Raw genomic sequence first — 19,452 nt, 5'->3', positions numbered from 1 at the left:
ATTTCCGCGGTGTGGTTGACGGCTCAGCGGGCGGTGCTGCCGAGCTCCTCCAGATAGCCCTGGGCGCCGGCGGCGAGCGCGAACTCGGCGTCGTAGCGGCCCGAGGAGCGGTGCCAGTCGTAGGAACCGCGGATCACGCTGCGTACTGCGTCGTCGCGGTAGCGCTCCAGGGCCTCCCGCTCGGCCTCGTCGAGCCCGTAGATGTCGCCGAGCCGCGGCAGGCAGGACTCGAGGAGCAGATACTGCTCCAGGCGGGCGCGCACCTCGCCCTGGATGTGGGTGACGCTGCGGTCCTTGGACCAGCCGTGCTCCCGGCGCAGGATCATCACCATGTTGTTCTGCTCGCCGCGGGCCTCTTCCTTCTCCAGCGACGCGATGTCGTTGAGCAGCAGATTGACGTCTACGGCGATCTGCAGCATCGCGGAGACCACGGCGCTGTCGAACACCCGGTGCGGCACCTCGAAGCGGCCCGCGCGCTCGGCGAGGTCGACCGTCGGCTGCACCCCGATGGTCTCCCGGCGCACGGACAGATACTGGGCCGCGGAGTGGTACGGCCGGTCCCAGAAGCGGCTCTCCGCCTCGTCGACGTACCCCTCGAAATAGCTGCGCCAGTGCCGGGCGCTGCGCGCGCACCAGGCGGGGGTCATGCCCTCGCGGGTGCGCCGCCAGATGTCGGCGAAGCCGTGGGCGATGGGGGGCGCGCTGTCGGGGAGAGGGCCGTCGAGCGCCGCCGCGACCGCGTCGGTGAGCTCCTTGGTCTCCTTCGGGTTCTCGCCGCGCGGCCCGTCGAAGAGGTCGTCGAAGAGGAAGAACCACGACATCAGGTCGACGCCGAGGTCCAGGTCGGCGCCGGTGGCGTGCGGGTAGAAGCGGGAAGCCAGGTCGGCGTAGCCGCCGCGCAGATGACGTGCCGCCGCGGCCTCGGACTTGATGAGCCCGAGCGAGCGCGGCCAGTCGAGCTGCTCGGCGTCGGCCCGCGCGTGATCCGGGCTCTGCCGACCCGGCAGGGGTATGTGGAATGCGACGTCCTGGGGCATGAGGAGTTCCTTGGGAGGGGGAGGGGGGAGCGGTTGTGGTGGTGCCCTGGTGGAGGGGCCGCGCCGGTCAGTGGGCAGGTCGCCCGGTCTCAGACGTCGCGGTCGACGACGAACCGCCCGAGCGCGAGGAGTTCGTCCCGCGCGCCCGCGGCGAGATCGACGCCGCGCAGCGCGTCCTCGGCCAGCGCCATCCGCCGAGCGGCCTCCGCCAGCGCCCAGTCCCGGCCGCCGGCGGCCTCGATCAGTCCGGCCACGCGCCGCAGTTGTGCCTCGTCGGGTTCGCCGCGGGTGGTGAGCCAGGCGGCGAGCTCGGCGCCGAGCGGGCCCTCCTGGTTCAGCGCGTGGGCCACCGGCAGGGACTTCTTCCGGGAGCGCAGATCGGAGTGGACCGGCTTGCCGGTGACGGCGGGGTCGCCCCAGATGCCGAGTACGTCGTCGACCAACTGGAAGGCGACGCCCGCCTGGTCGCCGTAGAGCGCCAGCGCGTCCACCGTCGCCTCCGGGGCCCCGGCGAGGACGGCGCCGATCGCGGCGCTCGCCGAAAGCAGCGCGCCGGTCTTCCCGGCAGCCATGTCGACGCACTCCTCGACCGTGACGTGCGAGCGCTGTTCGAAGGCCAGGTCCTGGACCTGACCACGGATCAGATGCCGGGTGGTGCGCGCGAGGAGCCGCGCCGCGGGCGCCGCCGTCGGCAGCCCGGTGTCGAGCAGCACCTCCTGGGCGAGCGCCAGCAGCGCGTCACCGGTCAGGATGGCGCTGGAGGGACCCCACAGCTTCCACACCGTGCGCCGGTGGCGGCGCTCCTCGTCGCCGTCCATCAGATCGTCGTGCACCAGCGAGAAGTTGTGCACGAGTTCCACGGCGACGGCACCGGGCAGCGCGACCTGAGGCTGCGCGCCGACCGCCTCGGCGGAAAGCAGCGCGAGCGCGGGGCGTACGGCCTTCCCGGCGTCGGCGCTGGTGGGCGCGCCGCCGGCGGTGATCCAGCCGAAGTGGTAGGCCGCCTGGTGACGTGAGCGGCGGTCGAGCCGGTCCACGGCGGCACGCAGCGCCGGGGTGATCGTGCCCCTGCTGTGGCTGAGGCAGGCGGGAGCGGTGCTCATGCCGCGACCTCCGCCTGCCAGGGGGCGGTCGGGTCGTCGAAGATGCTGACGACCTGGCGCATGACGCGCCGCTCGGCCGGGTCGAAGGGCTGCTTGGCGTGGATGGTGCCGAGCTGGTCCCACATGACGATGTCCCCCGGCCGCCACGTGTGCGCGTAGGTGTGCCGGGGACTGCCCGCGTGCGAGAGGAGTTCGTCGAGCAGCTTGCGGCTCTCGTCGGGGGCGAGGTCCACGATCCGCTTGGTGTTCAGGCTGCTGACGTAGACAGACTGGCGGCCGGTGCGCGGATTGCGGGCGATCAGCGGGTGGACGGTGGAGGTGCCGTCCTCGGCCTTGATCTGCCGGGTGTGCTCGCCGAGCGACACCTCGCCCTGGAGCTCCTCCTCGATGGTCTCCTCGTACCCGGTGCGCAGCGCGTGGCGGACCCGGTAGGAGTGCAGGCGCCGGCGCTCCTCCGGGGACAGCGACTCGTACAGGGCGTACATGTCGGTGAAGAGGGTCTCCCCGCCGCCGGACGCCGGCACTTCCACGGCCTCCAGGAAGCCGACCTGGGAGACGCGCGGGCGGAAGGAGTAGTCGGTGTGCCAGCCCATCCAGCCGGCGTCGCCGACGCCGATCTTGCGGCCGTCCTCGACCAGGTTGGAGACGATCAGGATCTCGTTGTGGTCGGGATGGGCGCCGTTGGTCAGACCGGTCTTCGGGATGTAGCCGAAGCGCCGGCCGAAGGCCAGGAAGTCCTCGTGGGCAGGGGTCTCGTGGCCGCGGAAGACGAGCACGAGATGCGCGTCGAGCGCCGCCCAGATCTCCTCGGCCTGGGCCTGGTCCAGGTCGCCGGTGACGTGGGCTCCGTGCACGACGGCGCCGAGCGCGGCGCCGGGTATCGGCGTGACGTCCATGGGCGTTGCCGCCTTTCGCAGAAGGGAGGGGCCGGGGAAGCGGGGGTGATCAGCGCAGGTCGAGGCCGGCGAGGTCGCCCGCTTCGCGCCAGCGCCTGAGGATGTTCACGAACTCCACCGAGCCGCCGCCGTAGCTGGAGTTGAGCAGGGGCATGCCGCCCGGATCGCCCTCGTTGTTGTAGAGGCCGGGCGTGCAGTTCTCGAGGAAGTCGATGCCGTTGGTGGCCAGCCGGAGGATCTCCTCGACCCATTCCTTCTCGCCGGCCTCTGAGGCCTCGACGACCCGGTGGCCGCGCTCCTCGACGCGGCGGACGACATGCGCGAGGTGCCGGGTCTGCTCGCCCAGCATGTAGGCGATGTTGACGTGCCGGCCGGCCTGGACCTTGGACAGGATGAAGCAGTTGGGGAAGCCGTTCACCTGGAGCCCGTGCAGGGTGCGCGCTCCGTCCGCCCACTTCTCCGAAAGCCGTACGCCGTCGCGGCCGACGATGTCGTAGCCGGCCCGGTCCGTGTACGGCACGGCGAACTCGTGCTCGTACCCGGTGGCGAAGACCAGGCAGTCGACCGGGTACTCCCGGCCGTTCGCGACGACCCCGGCCGGGGTGAGCCGCTCCACGCCCTGCCCCTCGGTGTCGACCAGGGTCACGTTGGGCCGGTTGAAGGTCTGCAGGTAACCGTCGTGGAAGCAGGGCCGCTTGCAGTACACCCGGTAGTACGGCTTGAGGGCGGCGGCGGTCGCGGGATCGGTGACGACGCCGTCGATGCGGGCCCGCAGCTCCTCCATCTTGAGGAAGTCCGCCCGCTCGGCCGCGAGCGCCCGCTCCGCGGGATCGCCCTCGGTGTCGCCGGTGGGCAGGATCGCGGCGGCCAGCTTGGCCGTGGTCTGCGTCCAGCGGTCCTGGACCAGGTCCTCGTCCTGCGGGACACCGGAGGTCAGCGCGTGGAAGTTCTCCATCCGGCGCTGCTGCCAGCCCGGTTCGAGGCTCCGCGCCCAGTCCGGCGGGGTGGGCCGGTTGCCGCGGACGTCGACGGTGGCCGGGGTGCGCTGGAAGAGGACGAGCCGCTCGGCCCACTCGGCGAGGTGCGGGGCGAGCTGGATGGTCGTCGAGCCGGTGCCGATGACGCCGACCGTCTTGTCCTTCAGCTTGGTCAGGCCGCCCGTGCTGTCGCCGCCGGTGTAGTCGAAGTCCCAGCGGCTGGCGTGGAAGGAGTGCCCGGCGAACGTGTCGAGCCCGGGCAGGCCGGGGAGTTTGGGGCGGTGCATCAGCCCGATCGACATGGCCACGTACCGGGCCCGGAACTGATCACCGCGGTCGGTGCTCACCAGCCACCGCTCGGCGGCCTCGTCCCAGCGCAGCTCGGTGACGGCGGTCTGGAACAGGGCGTCGCGGTAGAGGTCGTACTTGTGGGCGATCTTCTGGAGGTGGGCGAAGATCTCGGGCCCGGTGGCGTACTTCTCGGTGGGTATCGTGCCGATCTCTTCGAGCAGCGGCATGTAGATGTAGCTCTCGACGTCGCAGCGGACGCCGGGGAAGCGGTTCCAGTACCAGGTGCCGCCGACGTCACCGGCCTCGTCGATCAGCCGGATGCGGTCGAGGCCGGTCTCCTTGCGCAGGTTGGCGCCGGTCAGCAGGCCGCCGATGCCGGCGCCCACGACGGCCACGTCCACCTCGTCGGTGAGCGGCTCGCGCTCCCGCCGCTCGGTGTAGGGGTCGCGCGCGTAGCCGCTGAAGTCACCGCGGGCGAACTGGTAGGTGCGGCCGGTGGTGCGCTTGTCGCGCTCCTGCCGGTACTTCTCCCTCACCGTCTCCAGGTCGAAGGCCGGCGTTTCGTCGAAGGTCAGCGTTTCGTCGTCGCGGTCGTCGCGGTCGTCGCTTTCGGCGCGGGCCACAGCTCCTCCTCGGGGGAAGGGGGCGGAAGGGAAACATGACGCCATACGTCGTCGAACTGATCGCGCAGCCGCAGCGGCGCGTCGGAGTTGCTGAACAGGTAGAAACGGTCGGAGCCGAGGGCCTCGTACACGAGATCGGCGACGTCATCGGCGCTCACCGACGTGTCGCCGCCCGCGCCGCGCGGCGCCGTCAGGCCCTGCACCATGGGGGTGTCGACCCGGCCGGGGCAGAGCACCGACACCCGGACCGGCGTGCCGTGGAGGTCCGCGCGCAGACTGCGTGCGACGGCCAGGTCCGCGTGCTTGGACGCGGCGTAGGCGGCGCTGCCGGCCCCGACGACGAAGGCGGACATCGAGGCCGTGTGGATCAGATGGGCGGGGCGGCCGCCGTCGAGCAGCCGGGGCACGAAGGCGCGGGCCACCAGGACGTGCGCCCAGTGGTTCACCTCGAAGACCCGCCGCATCCGCTCCAGCGGCACCTCCCACAGGGGCTGTCCCACGGGACCGAGGACCCCGGCGTTGTTGCACACCACGTCGACGCCGCCGAGCAGACCGAACGCCGAATCCGCGAGCCGTTCCACGGCGTCCGGGTCGGTCAGGTCGGCGGTCACCGCGGTGACCCGGGCGCCCCGCGCGGTGAGTTCGGCGGTCCGGCGGTGCAGGGCGTCGCCGTCGACGTCCGCCATGACGACGCGCGCGCCGGCCCGCGCGAGGCGGGCGCTGAGGGCGAGGCCGATGCCGCTGGCCGCGCCCGTCACCACGGCTGTCCTTGTCTGTGACTGCGCTGTCTGTGACTGCACTTGACTGTCTCCGCTTCCGCGCAGGGGCACGCCGAAGGACGGCGCGCCGTTGCCGACGAGAAGGTGTGGATCGGGTCGTGCCGTTCGAGGAGGGCGGCCGTCAGCCGGGGTCGGGGAGCTTCAGGCTGATCGCGAGAACGGTCGCCGTGAGCAACCCCAGCAGGGCGAGGACGAGCACGGCCGCCGACGCCGTCGACACCCAGCCGTCCAGGGAGAGATAGAGGCTTCCGCCGACGGTCGCGCCCAGCGCGGTCGCCATCTGCTGACTGGTCACCAGCACACCGCTGCCCATGCCGGCCTGCGAGGGCGGCACGTCGGCGAGGATCGTACGGAACAGTGTCGGCCCGGTCAGTGCCGCGCCCACGCCGTAGAGACCGATCCCGACGAGTACGAGCGTCAGGGAGGGATGCGGCCAGCCAAGGCCGACCACCAGCGCGAGCAGCAGCAGGCCCGCGCCCTGCACGACGGCGCCCAGGGTGACGATCCGGGCGCCCAGGGCCGCCGCGATCCTCGGCGTGAACAGCGTCACCACGAAGAAGGCCACGGCGAACGGCGCGAGCCCGCCGCCGGATTCGAGCCCGTCCAGGCCGAAGTGGCCCTGTGCGACCAGCGCGTACACGAACAGGAAGGCGCCGAAGCCGGCCGAGAACGGCACCATCGCCGCGAGGCCTCGCCGCATCCCCGGATGGGAGAGGACCGACGGGGACAGCAGCGGTGATCCGCCCCGCGCCTCCAGCGCCCGTTCGGCCCGCGTCAGCGCCAGCGCCCCCACGGCGGCGACCGCGAGCAGCGACCACAGCCACAGCGGCCAGCCCAGTTCGGGGCCCGCCACGACCAGGGCGAGGACACAGACCATGGTGAGACCGAACAGCAGCGTGCCCGCCGGGTCGAAGCCGGGCTTCGTGCCGGCCCTGGTCGCGGGGACGCGCCGGACGGCGAGCAGCGCGGCCACGCCGATCGGCACGTTGATCGCGAACACCATCCGCCAGCCGATCCCCGCGACGTCGAGCGTGACGAGCAGCCCGCCCAGGATCTGCCCGGTCACCATGCCCAGGGCCGCGGTCGCGCCGTACAGGCCGATCGCACGGGCCCGCGCCTGCCCCGCGGTGGCCGCCTGGATCGTGGCGAGCACCTGCGGTACGAGCATCGCGGCGGCGGCACCCTGCAGCAGCCGGGCCGCGACGAGGAACTCGATGGTCGGGGCGAGCCCGCACAGCGCCGACGTGGCGGTGAACGCCGCGAGCCCGTACGCGTACAGGCGCCGTCTGCCGAAGGCGTCGCCGAGCCGGCCGCCGAGCACCAGGCCGAGGGCGTAGGTGAGGCCGTAGCCGGACACCACCAACTCCAGTGCGGCGGGGCCGCCGTGGAGGTCGTCACTGATCGAGGTCAGCGCCACATTGACGATGGAGGCGTCCACGATGGACAGGGCGTATCCGGTGAGCACCACCACGAGGGCGATGCCACTGAGCCCCGCGGCGGCCGGTTCGGGGCCGGCCGAGGGTGCTGGTGTCGCGGTGGACCCCTGCGGAGGGCGCAGGCCCTCGTGCTTCGTCATGCGCTGCCTACCCAGGCGTGTGTGGGGGACGGTTGGGGGAGTGCCGGGGCTCTGCCGTCACTCGGTGGTGGTGGGAGTGCCCGTGATCTTCGACAGGATTCCCTTGGAGGCGTCCTTCGCCGACTCCGGCCACGGGGTCAGGGAGTTGAACCCGCGGTGCGAGGACTCGGGCTGGACGCGGGTATCCATGGACATCCGCATGGCGGCCGGGTCCACCGAGACGTTCGGGACGGACTTGTGGCACATGTAGGCGTGGAAGAGGATCACGTCGCCCGGTTCCATGGGCGAGAGCAGCAGCTGCTCGTCCGCGCCGAACTCCTCCGCGGGGACGCCGCGTACGGGGTGGCCGAAGCGGCGGAAGTTCTCGGTGACGACGTGCTCGCGCGGGCCCTTCTTGTGGCTGCCGTCGGCGACGGCGACGCCGCCTATGGCGCGGGTCGTCGGGAGCAGCGGTATCCAGGCGGTGCGGAAGTCCTTGTTCGGGCCGATGTAGAAGCCGTCCTGGTGCAGCGGCGTCAGGAAGCTGGGCTCCGCGGTGTCCGGGGCGGACGGGTAGTAGCGGATGGTCGTCGACTTGAAGACGAAGACGGGCTCGCCGAAGACCTGCTCCCAGACCTTCAGGGTCGAGGGGTGGTTCCACAGCTCGTCGTACTCGACGTAGTCGTGCATCGCCACCTCGTCGACCGCCTCGAACGAGTCGATGCTCAGGGTGTCGAGGGTCGTGCCGGGGGCGGCGTGGCCGAGTGCGATCAGACCGCCGAGCATCTGCTCGGCCGCGGTCCGCACCAGGTCGCGGTCCAGGGCGCCGCGCAGATAGACGTAGCCGTGCTCGTCGTAGAACCGGTCGAGGGCGGCACGGTCGTCGAGCAGGGGCGTGCAGTCGACGTAGTCGCTGAAGGTGTCCGTCATGGTTCCTCGTCCTCGTGACGTCTGTGCGGGGGAGAAGGATGCGGGGAAGTGCGGGGAAGGCGCGTCGAACATCCGGGCGGGACGGCGGCTTCGTCGGCGCCGGGCGGGACCGGGTCGCTCAGAAGGTGACGGGGATTTCGTCGAACCCACCGGTGATCCGGTGTTCCTGCCAGCGCAGCGACTCCTCGGGCACCGCGAGCCGCAGATCGGGCAGTCTGCGGAACAGCCGCTCGAACACCGCGGTCAGCTCGATCCGGGCCAGCGTCCGGCCGATGCAGTGCCGGGCGCCGTGCCCGAACGCCATGTGCGTCTTCGGCTTCTCCCGGCCCAGGTCGAAACGGTCGCCGTCGGGGAATGCCCGGCTGTCGTAGTTGGCCGCGCCGATGGCCAGCTTCACCGCGTCGCCGGTACGGATCACCGTGTCGCCGACGGTGATGTCGCCGTGCGCGTAACGCGGTATCAGTGCGTTGGATCCCTTGCCGCCGACACCGAGGCGCAGGATCTCCTCCGTCGCCGCCGACGCGAGTCCGGGATTCTCCACGAGCCGGGCACGCTGGACCGGATTGCGCAACAGCAGCAGGGTGCCCAGGTCGATGCGCACAATGGTGGTCTCATAGCCGAACAGAAGGACGGCATTGCCCAGCTGGGCAATTTCCGCGTCGGACAGTTTGCCGTCTTTATCGGCGATCAGCTCGGACAGAATGTCGTCGCCCGGTTCAATTCGCTTGCGCGCCACGAGTTCCGTTATGTAGTCGACAACCTGTTGGAAGGTGTTCGCCGAATGCTGGTCGTCGCTCTGGTCGAAGGTCCCTCGCGCCCACAGCCCGAACCGCTCCCGGTCGGCGAGCGGCACGCCGAGCAGATCGCAGATCACCATGGTCGGCAGCGGGAACGACAGCACGCGGTGCAGATCGACCGGCGGCGCTGTCGCGGCCAACTGGTCGAGCAGTTCGTCGACATGCCGCTCGATCTGGGTCTTCATCAGGCGCATCCGGCGCGTGGAGAACCGGGGCACGAGCAGCTGGCGCATCTGCGTGTGCCGGGCGGGCTCGGTCTCGTGGTCGTCGCCGGCCATCAGCGCGACCATGAAGCTCCTGGCCGCGCTCTGGGCCGATCCGTCGGGGGCGGGGTTGCTGAGCCGCAGCCGGCGGTCGGCGAGCAGCGTCCGTACTTCGTCGTAGCGGGTGACCAGCCAGGCGTCTTCTCCGGCGGTCCGCACCTTGGTGATGGGCCCCTCCTGCTGCAGCGCGCGCATCTGGGGCGCGATGCCGAGGATATCGGGGTTATCGAACGGTAACCTCGGAAGTTCCTTCATGGAATGATGCTCATGCCGTTCAGGTTTTAGTGTCAATGAGTTGGGGGTCGGTAATTTCACACGTCGAGTCGGCATGGATTGATTCACGACTGTTCATGTGTCCGACGTCCGGTGAAATTCCGGCAATTGCGCAGTGAATTCTTCTGCGATTACAGAGAGGCCCCGACCAGCTTGGCGAGGTCGATGAGGCGGTTGGAGTAGCCCCACTCGTTGTCGTACCAGCCGACGACCTTGACCTGTCCTGAGGAGACCCGGGTGAGCCCGGCGTCGAAGACGCAGGAGGCCGGGTCGCCCGCGATGTCGCTGCTGACGATGGGCGCTTCAGTGTAGGAGAGCAGGCCCTTGTAGGCCCCGGCCGCGGCGGCCGCGTACGCCTCCTTGACCTCCTGCACGCTCGTACCGCGGCTGGTCGTGACCGTCAGGTCGGTGACCGAGCCGGTGGGCACGGGCACCCGCAGCGCGAAGGCGTCGAGGCGGCCGGCCAGCTCCGGCAGCACCAGGCCGATGGCCTTGGCCGCTCCGCTGGAGGTCGGCACGATGTTGAGGCCCGCGGCGCGGGCGCGGCGCAGGTCCTTGTGCGGCGCGTCCAGCAGGTTCTGGTCCTGCGTGTAGGCGTGGACGGTGGTCATCATGCCGGACTCGATGCCCACGGACTCGTGCAGCACCTTCGCCAGTACGGCAAGACAGTTGGTGGTGCAGGAGGCGTTGGAGATGATCGTGTGGCGCTCCGGGTCGTAGGCGGCCTCGTTCGCCCCGAGCACGATCGTGACGTCCTCGCCGCTGGCCGGTGCGGCGATGACGACCTTCTTCGCGCCGCCCTCGACATGGGCGCGCGCCTTGGCCGCGTCGGTGAAGATGCCGGTGGACTCGATCACCACGTCCACGCCCAGGTCGCCCCAGGGCAGGGCGCCGGGGTCCCGCTCGGCGAGCACCTTGATCGTCTTGTCGCCGACGCGGATCACGCCGGGCTCGGCGGTGATCTCGGCGGGGAAGCGGCCGAGCACCGAATCGTAGGCGAGCAGATGGGCCATCGTGGCGACGTCACCGAGGTCGTTGACGGCGACGATCTCCAGGTCCGAATCCTGTGCGGCCGCCGCGCGGAAGACGTTGCGGCCGATGCGCCCGAACCCGTTGATGCCGATACGCGTGGTCATAGAGCAATCCTCACTCTGCGCTACTGACGTGGGGTGACGCGCCGTTGCGCCATGGAGGTCGGGTGGGCCCGCGTGCCGTCGCGAGGCGCTGACCGCCGATGCATCAACCAGCTTATATAAGTGCACGCTATTTTTCTAGGGTGACCACTTCGCACGACAACAGCCCGAGGGACCTGCTTGACGTGGGTGCCCTGACCACGGCGATCGAGAACTTCAACCGCTTCTACATCCGTCTGCCCACGCTGCAGACGCTGTCGTTCACGACGCTCTCGGTCCTCGACACCCTGACCACTCGCGGCCCGACACGCCTCACCAAGCTGGCCACGACCGAGCAGATCAGCCAGCCGGGACTCACCCAGCTGGTCACGCGCCTGGAGCAGGACGGGCTCGTGGAGCGCCGCCCCGACCCGACGGACGGACGCGCCACCCTCGTGCACATCACGGAGGCCGGCCGCGAGGTGGGCAGGTCGCGCCTGGAGGACCGGACCCGCCGACTGCTCCCGCTCGTCGGCCAGTTGACCGCCGAGGAACAGCAGGCGATCACCAAGGCGCTCCCGGCGCTCTCACGCCTCGCGGAACTCGGCAACGAGGACCGGCCTTAGCGTCTGAGGCCGTACGAAAGCCTCTGAGGCCGTACGAAGCGGCCTCAGCCGGAGCGCTTCGGCGAACGCCCTTCGACCGGTACGCCCAGCGGGCGGGCGAGGCCGACCACTCCCTCGTCGAGGCGCTGCAGATGGCGCAGGACGCGGAAGGTGACCGTTCCGGAGCGCAGTGCTCCGGTGCCGTCGGCCTCCAGCATGGAGGCGATGCTGGCCCCGGTCCTGACCTCGTCGCCGGTCTTCACTTCATCGACGTACGCGGTGATGACGTCGAGGTTGTGCGCGATACGACGGCCGGCCCTTGCGAGGCGCGGATCGGCGGCGACGGTCTTGCTGTACGGCACCAGCTCGGCCGTCGCCGCGAGGGAACGCGCGTGGTACGCGGTGGTCTCCAGGAGCGCCACCAGATAGCGGGCGGTCCTGCGGCGGTCGCGCAGCGGGGTGATCGGATGGGTGAGCGGCTGGACGGAGTCGCGCAGGTCGTCGAGCGCGGAGTCCAAGTCCCGTGCCTTGTCCAGGAGATCGGCGGCAGGGCCGCCGCTGAGCTGCTCCACGGACGCGGACACGACGTCCGCGAGCCGGGCGAGGACGGTGCTGAGCAGTTCGTCGGTACGGCGGTCGGTGCGCACCGGGAGGACGAGGACGGCCGCGATGATGCCGCAGGCCGCGCCGAGCGCCGTCTCCTCGATGCGCAGCCAGAGCACGGAGAGGCTGTAGGTGTTCAGGAGCGTGTAGAGCAGGCCCAGCATGGCCGTGACGAAGAACGACATCAGGGCGTACGACAGCGGGGCGGTGAAGAACATCGCGAAGATGAGGACCAGGACCAGGGCGAACGCCAGCCAGGTGTGGTCGCCCACGAGCCCCGCGAGCGCCACACCGGCGACGACACCGAGCACGGTGCCGAGCACCCGCCGGTATCCCTTGACCATGATCTCGCCCGTGGACGCGGTGTTGAGGAAGACCACCCAGCAGGTGAGCACCGCCCAGTACCAGCGCTGCGTGGAGAGGAACTCGCCGCCGACGATGGCCAGCGTCGAGCCCACCGCGACCTGGAAGGCGGCCCTGGTGGTGGGGCGCCGCAGGCCCGTGTGCTCGTCGTCGGCCGCCTCGACGATCTGCTCGACCCCGGCGATCGCGATGTCCTCGGCGTCGAACTCCTCGCGGGAGCGGGTCGTCGCGGGGGAGTCGTCGGACTCGTCCTGCGGTCCGTCCAGCGCGAGCCGCAGTCCGAGCACGGCACGCGCGGACTCGCCGATGCCGCGGAAGACGTCCTGGACGGCCAGCGAGGCCCGCGGCAGATTGTCCTCGTCGCGGTAGCCGAGCAGCCTGTTGCGTACGTGGGCCAGCGCCGTGCCCCGGTCGCCGGCGACCGGATGTGCCACCAGGTGGTGCAGCGCCCTGAGGTCACGCCGGAGCGTGACGGTCGCATCGTCTTCGGGGCGGATGCGGGTGCCCGTCTGAGGCACCGGGGCGTGCGGCAGATGCAGCGTGAGGGTGTCCGCGCGCTCGGCGCTGCGCGCGTTCAGGAGCAGTACGCCGAGGCGTTCGGCGGCGATCTCCGCGTCCGCGACGCGGCGTTGCACCAGGGAGGCGGTGGCCTCGTCGGGGGTGCCCTCCTCCAAGTGGTCCTGGATCATCAGGGCCGTCTCGTGCAGCCGCGCGGTGCCCCGGCGCAGCTCGTCGAGGACCTTCTCCAACTCGTCGGGTACGGCGTCGAGCAGCTCGATCTGGGTGGCGACCAGCTGGGCGAGGCGCGCCCGGAAGGCGACCCGCAGCCGGCCGAGGACCCGCTCGGGCGTCTCCGGCACCACGGCGAACCGCACGACGGCGCTGCACCCGAAGGCGATGGTCAGGGCCAGGCACAGCTCGGGCAGCGCCGACCCGGTGGCGCCCACGAACAGCGAGACGAAGTAGACCTGGAAGCCGATCAGACCGAGGGCCGTGGCCCGGTCGCCGAACCGGCGGCAGTAGACGGCGCCGAAGATCAGCGCCACGAAGAAGACGTCACCCGTGACGACCCGGTCGTGCAGCAGCGCCCCGAGGGATATCGCCGCCAGCGAGACGGGCAGCCCGAGCGCGAGCGTGACCGCCTGGTCGCGGGTCTCCTTCTCCTTGATGGCGAAGGTGGCGACCATCGCCGTCATGGCGCCCGCGACCATGTGCGTGACGTCCGTGCCGAGCAGGGCGAGCACGACGAGCGTCAGGGCGATCGCGCCGACCGTGCGGAGTCCCGCCATCAGCCGCAGCAGTCCGGGGTCCGACGCCACGAAGCGGTCCCACGCGCCGGTCCTGGTCCGCCGATTCACTGCGCTCACACCCTCGTCGCCGCTGTTCAGGGCGCGATTCTGTCACGGGAACGTGCGGCCGGGACCTGAGGGGCGCAGGCGTCTCGAACCGCAAGACGGGGCTCAGTGTCCGGGGGCGCCGGCCCGCAGTCCGTCCATGACGAGGTCCATGAGGCGTCCGGCGCGTGGCTGCCAGTCGCTGTGCGGGTCGATCTGCCAGAGACCGGCGATGGCGAGCATGAAGTCGTCGGGGGTCAGACCGGGGCGGATCGTGCCGGCCTCCTCGTTCGCCTCCAGAAGCAGCGAGACGGCCGAGATCAGCGAGCCCTTGCTGACGGCCATCAGCGTGCCGTGCCCGCTGGTCGCGCTGCGGATCGCGTCGGCGAGGCCGGCCTTGGCCATGGCGTACTGCGCGAGCCGGTCCATCCACTCCCGCAGCGCCTGGTCGGGGGCGCGGGTGTCGAGCAGCTGGCAGGCGGTGTCGCAGACCTGCTGGACCTCGTAGCGGTACACCTCGAGGACGAGCGCCTCGCGGTTGGGGAAGTTGCGGTAGAAGGTGCCCTGGCCGACGCCCGCCTTCTTCGCGATCAGGCTCAGCGGCGCGTCCGCCGCGCGGGTCAGCTCCGCGAGGGCGACCTCCAGGATGCGCTCACGATTCCGTTGCGCGTCCGAGCGCAGTCGGGCGTCCTTCTTCTCCCGCACTCGGCCCTCCTTCCTGGAGTGTTCCTGGAATCACGCTTCCGGGAATCGGGGCGCGGGCCGGTCGTGTTGCAGCCCGTGCCGGTATTGCTAAGCGGACAGCTGTCCGCTAAATTCAATGTTTGCGGACAGCTGTCCACTTAGGCTCACCATACCGGCAGAACCGGTCGGAGGGCACGCCGTCGGGCGACCGCCGTCGGCCGCCCGCCCGCCGCACGTCACAGGTGCCTGACCCGGCACTCCTACGTACAGCGCCATCTCTTCCCGAACTCACCGTCGGGATCGCCTCGTTCCACGCTCCCACCGAAGTGGCAGCTGCCGACAGAAGCAGACAGAAGCGAAAGAAGGCTGATCGTGGCTCCATCGACGTCCAGCGCCATCACACTGAACATCAACGGCGAAAAGCACACGCTGCCCGTCGACCACCGCACCACCCTGCTCGACGCACTGCGCGAGCGCCTCGATCTGACCGGCACGAAGAAGGGCTGTGACCAGGGCCAGTGCGGCGCCTGCACAGTGTTGATCGACGGCCGCAGGGCCGTCTCCTGCCTCCAGCTCGCGGTCGCGTCCGAGGGCCGGGAGATCACCACCATCGAAGGCGTCGCCGACGGCGACCAGCTGCACCCCGTGCAGCAGGCCTTCCTCGACCTCGACGGCTTCCAGTGCGGCTACTGCACGCCGGGGCAGATCTGTTCGGCCATCGCCGTGATCGAGGAGCACGCCAAGGGCTGGCCGAGCGCCGCGACCACCGACGTGAGCCCCGACGCGGCCGTGCCCGAGCTGACCGCCGACGAGATCAGGGAGCGGATGAGCGGCAACCTCTGCCGCTGCGGCGCCTATGTGTCCATCGTCCAGGCGGTCGCCCGCGCGGCCGGGAGCGACGTCGGCAGTGAGACCGGCATGGTGATCGAGAGCAGGACCGTGGGTACGGAGGCCGTGGCATGAGGGAATTCGACTACCGACGCGCGAGCGACGTGTCCGGCGCGGTCGCGCTGCTCGGCGCCGACCCCGAGGCGCGCTACATCGGCGGCGGCACCAACCTCGTCGACCTGATGAAGACGGGCGTGGAGCGCCCCGCCCTGCTCGTCGACGTGCGAGAGCTGCCCCTCGACCAGATCGAGAGCACGCCCGAGGGCGGGCTGCGGATCGGCGCGACCGTCACCAACAGCGACCTCGCCGCCCACCCCGAAGTCCGGCGCCGCTACCCGGCGTTGACACAGGCAGTCCTCGCCGGCGCGTCCGGACAGCTGCGGAACATGGCCACGGTCGGCGGCAACCTGCTGCAGCGCACCCGCTGCGGCTACTTCACCGACCTGACCAAGCCCTGCAACAAGCGCACCCCCGGCAGCGGTTGCCCCGCCATCGAGGGCGAGCACCACAACCACGCGATCCTCGGCGCCTCCGGCCACTGCGTGGCGATCCACCCCTCGGACATGGGCGTGGCGCTCGCCGCCCTCGACGCCGTCGTCTCGTACGAAACAGCCGAAGGCACCGGCGAGTTGCCGCTCGCCGACTTCTATCTGCCGGTGGGCGAGACGCCCCACCTGGAGACCGCGCTGCCGTCCGGCGCGCTGATCACCGCCGTCACGCTGCCGCCGGCCCCGGTCGCCGCCGTCTCCCGCTACCGCAAGGTCCGCGAGCGCGCCTCGTACGCCTTCGCGATCGGCTCCATCGCCGCGGCACTCGACGTCCGGGACGGTGTCGTACGCGAAGTGCGCCTCGCCTTCGGCGCGGTGGCGTCCCGGCCGTGGCGCGCCCTGGAGGCCGAGCGGGTGCTGACCGGGGGCCCGGCGACCGCCGAGGCGTTCGCCGCCGCCGCGGACGCCGAACTGGCGGCCGCGAAGACGCTGCCCCACAACGGCTACAAGGTGACGCTGCTGCGCAACCTCGTCGTCGCCATGCTGACGGAACTCACCGAGGAGGCGACCCGATGACAACCCAGACGACCGCAACAGCCACCCCGGTGACAGGCGCCACCGGCAGCTCGTACACCCGCGTCGAGGGCGTCGACAAGGTCACCGGCGCGGCCCGGTACGCGGGCGAGGTGCCCGCCGCCGAACTCGCCCACGGCTGGCTGGTGTTGTCGAGCATCGCCCGCGGCCGCATCGTCTCCGTCGAGTCGGACCCCGTCCGTGCGATGCCCGGCGTCCTCGCCGTGCTGCACCACGGGAACGCGCCGCGCGTCGACGGCGACTACCTCGGCATGATGGGCAAGCCCGACCCGATCGTCGAGGTCTTCCAGCACGACCGGGTGCCGTTCGCCGGCTGGCCGGTGGCGCTCGTCGTCGCCGAGACCTCCGAGCAGGCGCGGGAGGCCGCCGAGGCCCTGGTGGTGCGGTACGAGGAGGAGCCGCACGACGTCGCGTTCACCGCCGAGCACCCCGGCACCTACACGCCGGACGGCCATCTGGTGGAGAAGGGCGACCTGGAGGCCGAACTCGCCGCGTCCGCCCATGTCGTGGACGCCGAGTACACCACGCCCGAAGAGCACCACAGCTCGATGGAACCGCACGCGGCCCTCGCCTACTGGGACAGCGGACGGCTCGAGGTCGTCGACTCCAACCAGGGCAGCACCTGGGTCGCGGAGGAGCTGACGAAGCTGTTCTCGCTCGACCCCGGAACCGTCCGGGTGCGGTCGGAGCACATCGGCGGCGCCTTCGGCGCCAAGGGCCTGCGTGTGCACCAGATCCTCGCCATCATGGCGTCGACCGTGCTCGACCGCCCGGTCCGGGTCGTCATCACCCGCCGCCAGCTCTTCTCCCTCGTCGGCTACCGCAGCCCCACCGCCCAGCGGGTCCGGCTCGGCGCCGACGCGGACGGGCGGCTGCGAGCCGTCGGCCACCAGGCGCACAGCCTCACCTCGACGATCCATGAATTCGTCGAGGGCAGCGCCGGGTTCGGACGTCCGATGTACGCGTCCGACGCCCACCGCAGCGTCAACCGCGTGGTCCGCCTCGACGTGCCGACGCCGACGTTCATGCGCGCGCCCGGCGAGGCCCCCGGCTCCTTCGCGCTGGAGTCCGCGCTCGACGAACTCGCCGAGCGGTGCGGAATCGACCCGATCGCGCTGCGCGTCCGCAACGAACCGGAGGTGGGCCCCGTCTCCGGTCTTCCCTTCGGCTCCCGCAATCTCCTCGCCTGCTTCGAGGAGGGCGCCCGCAGGTTCGGCTGGGCCGACCGGGACCCGCGCCCCGGCGTGCGCCGCGAGGGGCGCTGGCTGATCGGCACCGGCACGGCGGCGGCCACCTTCCCGGTGATCGTCATGCCGTCCACGGCGGCCGTGACGGCGGAGGCCGACGGCACCTTCACCGTACGGATCACCGCCTCGGACGTCGGCACGGGCGCGCGCACCGCGCTGACGCTGCTCGCCGCGGAGACCCTCGACGTGCCGCGCAACCGGGTCCATGTCCGCATCGGCGACAGCGACTTCGGCCCCGCGGCCATCTCCGGCGGTTCGATGGGCACCCGCTCCTGGGGCTGGGCCGTCACGACCGCCGCGCGCGACCTGAAGGAGCAACTGGCCCTGGGCGGTGACATCCCGCCGCAGGGAATCACCGTGCGCTCCGACACCAGTGCCCTCCTCGGCTCCCTCGGGGAGAAGGAACGGCACTCCTACGGCGCGCAGTTCGCCGAGGTCGCCGTGGACGTCACCACCGGCGAGGTCCGCGTCCGCAGGATGCTCGGCATCTTCGCCGCAGGGCGGATCGTCAACCCGCTGACCGCGCGCAGCCAGCTCGTCGGCGGCATGACCTGGGGCCTGTCGATGGCCCTGCACGAGGAGGCGGTCAGGGACAGTGCGACGGGCGGCCACGTCGGCGCCGACTTCGCGGGCTACCACTTCGCCGCGAACGCCGATGTGCCCGAGATCGAGGCGGACTGGGTGCCCGACCCGGACTCCGACGACCCGGTCGGCATCAAGGGCATCGGCGAGATCGGCATCGTCGGCGCGGCGGCGGCCATCGCCAACGCGGTCTGGCACGCGACCGGCGTACGCCACCGGGCACTGCCCATCCGCCCGGACCGTGTCCTGGAGGCGGCCGACGGAGCCTCCGATGCTTGACATCGCCGACGAGCTGCACCGGTGGGTGCGGGAGGGCCGGGCGTTCGCCGTCGCCACCGTCGTGGCGGTGGGCGGCAGCGCCCCGCGCCCGCCCGGCGCCGCCCTCGCCGTGGACAGCGAGGGCACCGTCATCGGCTCCGTCTCCGGCGGCTGCGTGGAAGGCGCCGTGTACGAACTGTGCACCCAGGCCCTCGACGACGGCACGGCGGTGCGCGAGCGGTTCGGCTACAGCGACGAGGACGCCTTCGCCGTGGGCCTCACCTGCGGCGGTGTCATCGAGGTCCTCGTCACGCCGCTGGCCGTCGACGCACCCGGCAGGGCCGTGTTCGCGGCGGCCCTCGCCGCCGCGGCGAACGGCGAGGCGGCAGCGGTCGCCCGCATCGTCGAGGGCCCGGCCGAACTGCTCGGCAGGGCGCTGTTCGTGCGCGCCGACGGTTCGTACGAGAGCGGCCTCGCCGGCCATCCGGAGCTCGACCGGACGGTGGTGGGGGAGACCCGCGCGATGCTGGACGCCGGACGCACCGGCGAGTTCGCCGTCTCGGAGAGCGGATCGCGCTGCGGGGCGCCGCTCACCCTGTTCGTCGAGTCCAGCGTGGAGCCGCCCCGGATGATCGTCTTCGGGGCCGTCGACTTCGCGGCGGCCCTGGTGCGGGCGGGCAAGTTCCTCGGCTACCGCGTGACCGTGTGCGACGCCCGTGAGGTCTTCGCCACGCGGGCCCGCTTCCCCGAGGCGGACGACATCGTCGTCGACTGGCCGCACCGCTATCTGCGGGGCACCGGGACGGACGCCCGCACGGTGCTGTGCGTCCTCACGCACGACGCCAAGTTCGACATCCCGCTCCTGGAGGCGGCACTGCGGATGCCGGTGGCGTTCGTCGGGGCCATGGGCTCACGCCGCACCCACGAGGACCGCAACCGCCGGCTGCGCGAAGTCGGCGTGACCGAGGCGGAGCTGGCCCGGCTGCACTCCCCGATCGGTCTCGACATCGGGGCCCGTACGCCGGAGGAGACCGCCCTGTCCATCGCCGCGGAGATCATCGCGACGCGGCGCGGTGGCAGCGGCGTACCGCTGACGGGGTCGGGCACGCCCATCCACCACGACGGTGCGGGCGGTCCGGCGGACGCGGGCGCCGCGGCGTGACGCGAAGG

The 19,452-nt window shown here is 71.4% G+C and carries 16 protein-coding genes; 5 read left to right on the top strand and 11 right to left on the bottom strand.

Annotated features, from left to right (window positions below; all coding sequences use genetic code 11):
* Positions 1–23: 23 nt before the first annotated feature.
* From ptlA to gap, 9 genes are all read right to left on the bottom strand, one after another.
* Complete coding sequence (gene ptlA, locus ACIBKX_RS17320; RefSeq protein WP_363272764.1) at positions 24–1,037, bottom strand: pentalenene synthase; 1,014 nt, start codon at positions 1,035–1,037, stop codon at positions 24–26.
* A gap of 89 nt (positions 1,038–1,126) precedes the next feature.
* Entirely contained in the window at positions 1,127–2,140 is a 1,014-nt protein-coding gene (locus ACIBKX_RS17315; protein ID WP_363272762.1) for a polyprenyl synthetase family protein, read from the bottom strand.
* Positions 2,137–3,036, bottom strand: a complete 900-nt coding sequence (gene ptlD, locus ACIBKX_RS17310) for a neopentalenolactone/pentalenolactone F synthase (protein WP_363272761.1) — start codon at positions 3,034–3,036, stop codon at positions 2,137–2,139. Before ptlD ends, ACIBKX_RS17315 begins: the two co-directional genes overlap by 4 nt.
* A gap of 49 nt (positions 3,037–3,085) precedes the next feature.
* Positions 3,086–4,840, bottom strand: a complete 1,755-nt coding sequence (gene ptlE / locus ACIBKX_RS17305) for a neopentalenolactone/pentalenolactone D synthase (RefSeq protein WP_363272848.1) — start codon at positions 4,838–4,840, stop codon at positions 3,086–3,088.
* Positions 4,841–4,875: 35 nt separating this feature from the next.
* Complete coding sequence (ptlF, locus tag ACIBKX_RS17300) at positions 4,876–5,685, bottom strand: 1-deoxy-11-beta-hydroxypentalenate dehydrogenase (RefSeq protein ID WP_363272760.1); 810 nt, start codon at positions 5,683–5,685, stop codon at positions 4,876–4,878.
* A gap of 142 nt (positions 5,686–5,827) precedes the next feature.
* On the bottom strand, positions 5,828–7,282 hold the full coding sequence (locus ACIBKX_RS17295) for an MFS transporter (protein ID WP_363272759.1): 1,455 nt from the start codon (positions 7,280–7,282) through the stop codon (positions 5,828–5,830).
* 57 nt (positions 7,283–7,339) lie between these two features.
* On the bottom strand, positions 7,340–8,191 hold the full coding sequence (ptlH, locus tag ACIBKX_RS17290) for a 1-deoxypentalenic acid 11-beta-hydroxylase (protein ID WP_363272758.1): 852 nt from the start codon (positions 8,189–8,191) through the stop codon (positions 7,340–7,342).
* Positions 8,192–8,309: 118 nt separating this feature from the next.
* On the bottom strand, positions 8,310–9,506 hold the full coding sequence (gene penM / locus ACIBKX_RS17285; protein ID WP_363272757.1) for a pentalenolactone synthase: 1,197 nt from the start codon (positions 9,504–9,506) through the stop codon (positions 8,310–8,312).
* Positions 9,507–9,655: 149 nt separating this feature from the next.
* Positions 9,656–10,660: a type I glyceraldehyde-3-phosphate dehydrogenase gene (gene gap, locus ACIBKX_RS17280; RefSeq protein WP_363272756.1), complete on the bottom strand. Its 1,005-nt coding sequence runs from the start codon at positions 10,658–10,660 to the stop codon at positions 9,656–9,658.
* A gap of 140 nt (positions 10,661–10,800) precedes the next feature.
* Here gap and ACIBKX_RS17275 point away from each other — a divergent pair, with 140 nt between their 5' ends.
* On the top strand, positions 10,801–11,262 hold the full coding sequence (locus ACIBKX_RS17275; RefSeq protein ID WP_363272754.1) for a MarR family transcriptional regulator: 462 nt from the start codon (positions 10,801–10,803) through the stop codon (positions 11,260–11,262).
* Positions 11,263–11,306: 44 nt separating this feature from the next.
* On the opposite strand, the gene ACIBKX_RS17270 is transcribed toward ACIBKX_RS17275, so the two are convergent.
* Together ACIBKX_RS17270 and ACIBKX_RS17265 are read right to left on the bottom strand one after the other, a co-directional pair.
* Positions 11,307–13,574, bottom strand: coding sequence for an FUSC family protein (locus tag ACIBKX_RS17270; RefSeq protein WP_399375815.1), 2,268 nt, complete (start codon positions 13,572–13,574; stop codon positions 11,307–11,309).
* Positions 13,575–13,667: 93 nt separating this feature from the next.
* Positions 13,668–14,246, bottom strand: a complete 579-nt coding sequence (locus ACIBKX_RS17265; protein WP_363272752.1) for a TetR/AcrR family transcriptional regulator — start codon at positions 14,244–14,246, stop codon at positions 13,668–13,670.
* A 351-nt stretch (positions 14,247–14,597) separates the two neighbouring features.
* Here ACIBKX_RS17265 and ACIBKX_RS17260 point away from each other — a divergent pair, with 351 nt between their 5' ends.
* From ACIBKX_RS17260 to ACIBKX_RS17245, 4 genes are read left to right on the top strand one after another with little or no spacing between them, the layout of a single operon-like run.
* The gene (locus tag ACIBKX_RS17260) at positions 14,598–15,188 is read left to right on the top strand and encodes a 2Fe-2S iron-sulfur cluster-binding protein (protein ID WP_363272751.1); all 591 of its coding nucleotides are present in this window, start codon (positions 14,598–14,600) and stop codon (positions 15,186–15,188) included.
* Positions 15,185–16,177, top strand: a complete 993-nt coding sequence (locus ACIBKX_RS17255) for a xanthine dehydrogenase family protein subunit M (protein ID WP_363272750.1) — start codon at positions 15,185–15,187, stop codon at positions 16,175–16,177. Before ACIBKX_RS17260 ends, ACIBKX_RS17255 begins: the two co-directional genes overlap by 4 nt.
* The gene (locus ACIBKX_RS17250; RefSeq protein WP_363272749.1) at positions 16,174–18,303 is read left to right on the top strand and encodes a xanthine dehydrogenase family protein molybdopterin-binding subunit; all 2,130 of its coding nucleotides are present in this window, start codon (positions 16,174–16,176) and stop codon (positions 18,301–18,303) included. The genes ACIBKX_RS17255 and ACIBKX_RS17250 overlap by 4 nt, the downstream gene beginning before the upstream one ends.
* Positions 18,296–19,444, top strand: coding sequence for an XdhC/CoxI family protein (locus tag ACIBKX_RS17245; protein ID WP_363272748.1), 1,149 nt, complete (start codon positions 18,296–18,298; stop codon positions 19,442–19,444). Before ACIBKX_RS17250 ends, ACIBKX_RS17245 begins: the two co-directional genes overlap by 8 nt.
* The last annotated feature ends 8 nt before the right edge of the window (positions 19,445–19,452 follow it).

It is taken from the genome of Streptomyces sp. NPDC050658 (genome assembly GCF_044457025.1).
Lineage (GTDB): Bacteria > Actinomycetota > Actinomycetes > Streptomycetales > Streptomycetaceae > Streptomyces.
This window is presented reverse-complemented; position numbering and strand designations above follow the sequence as displayed.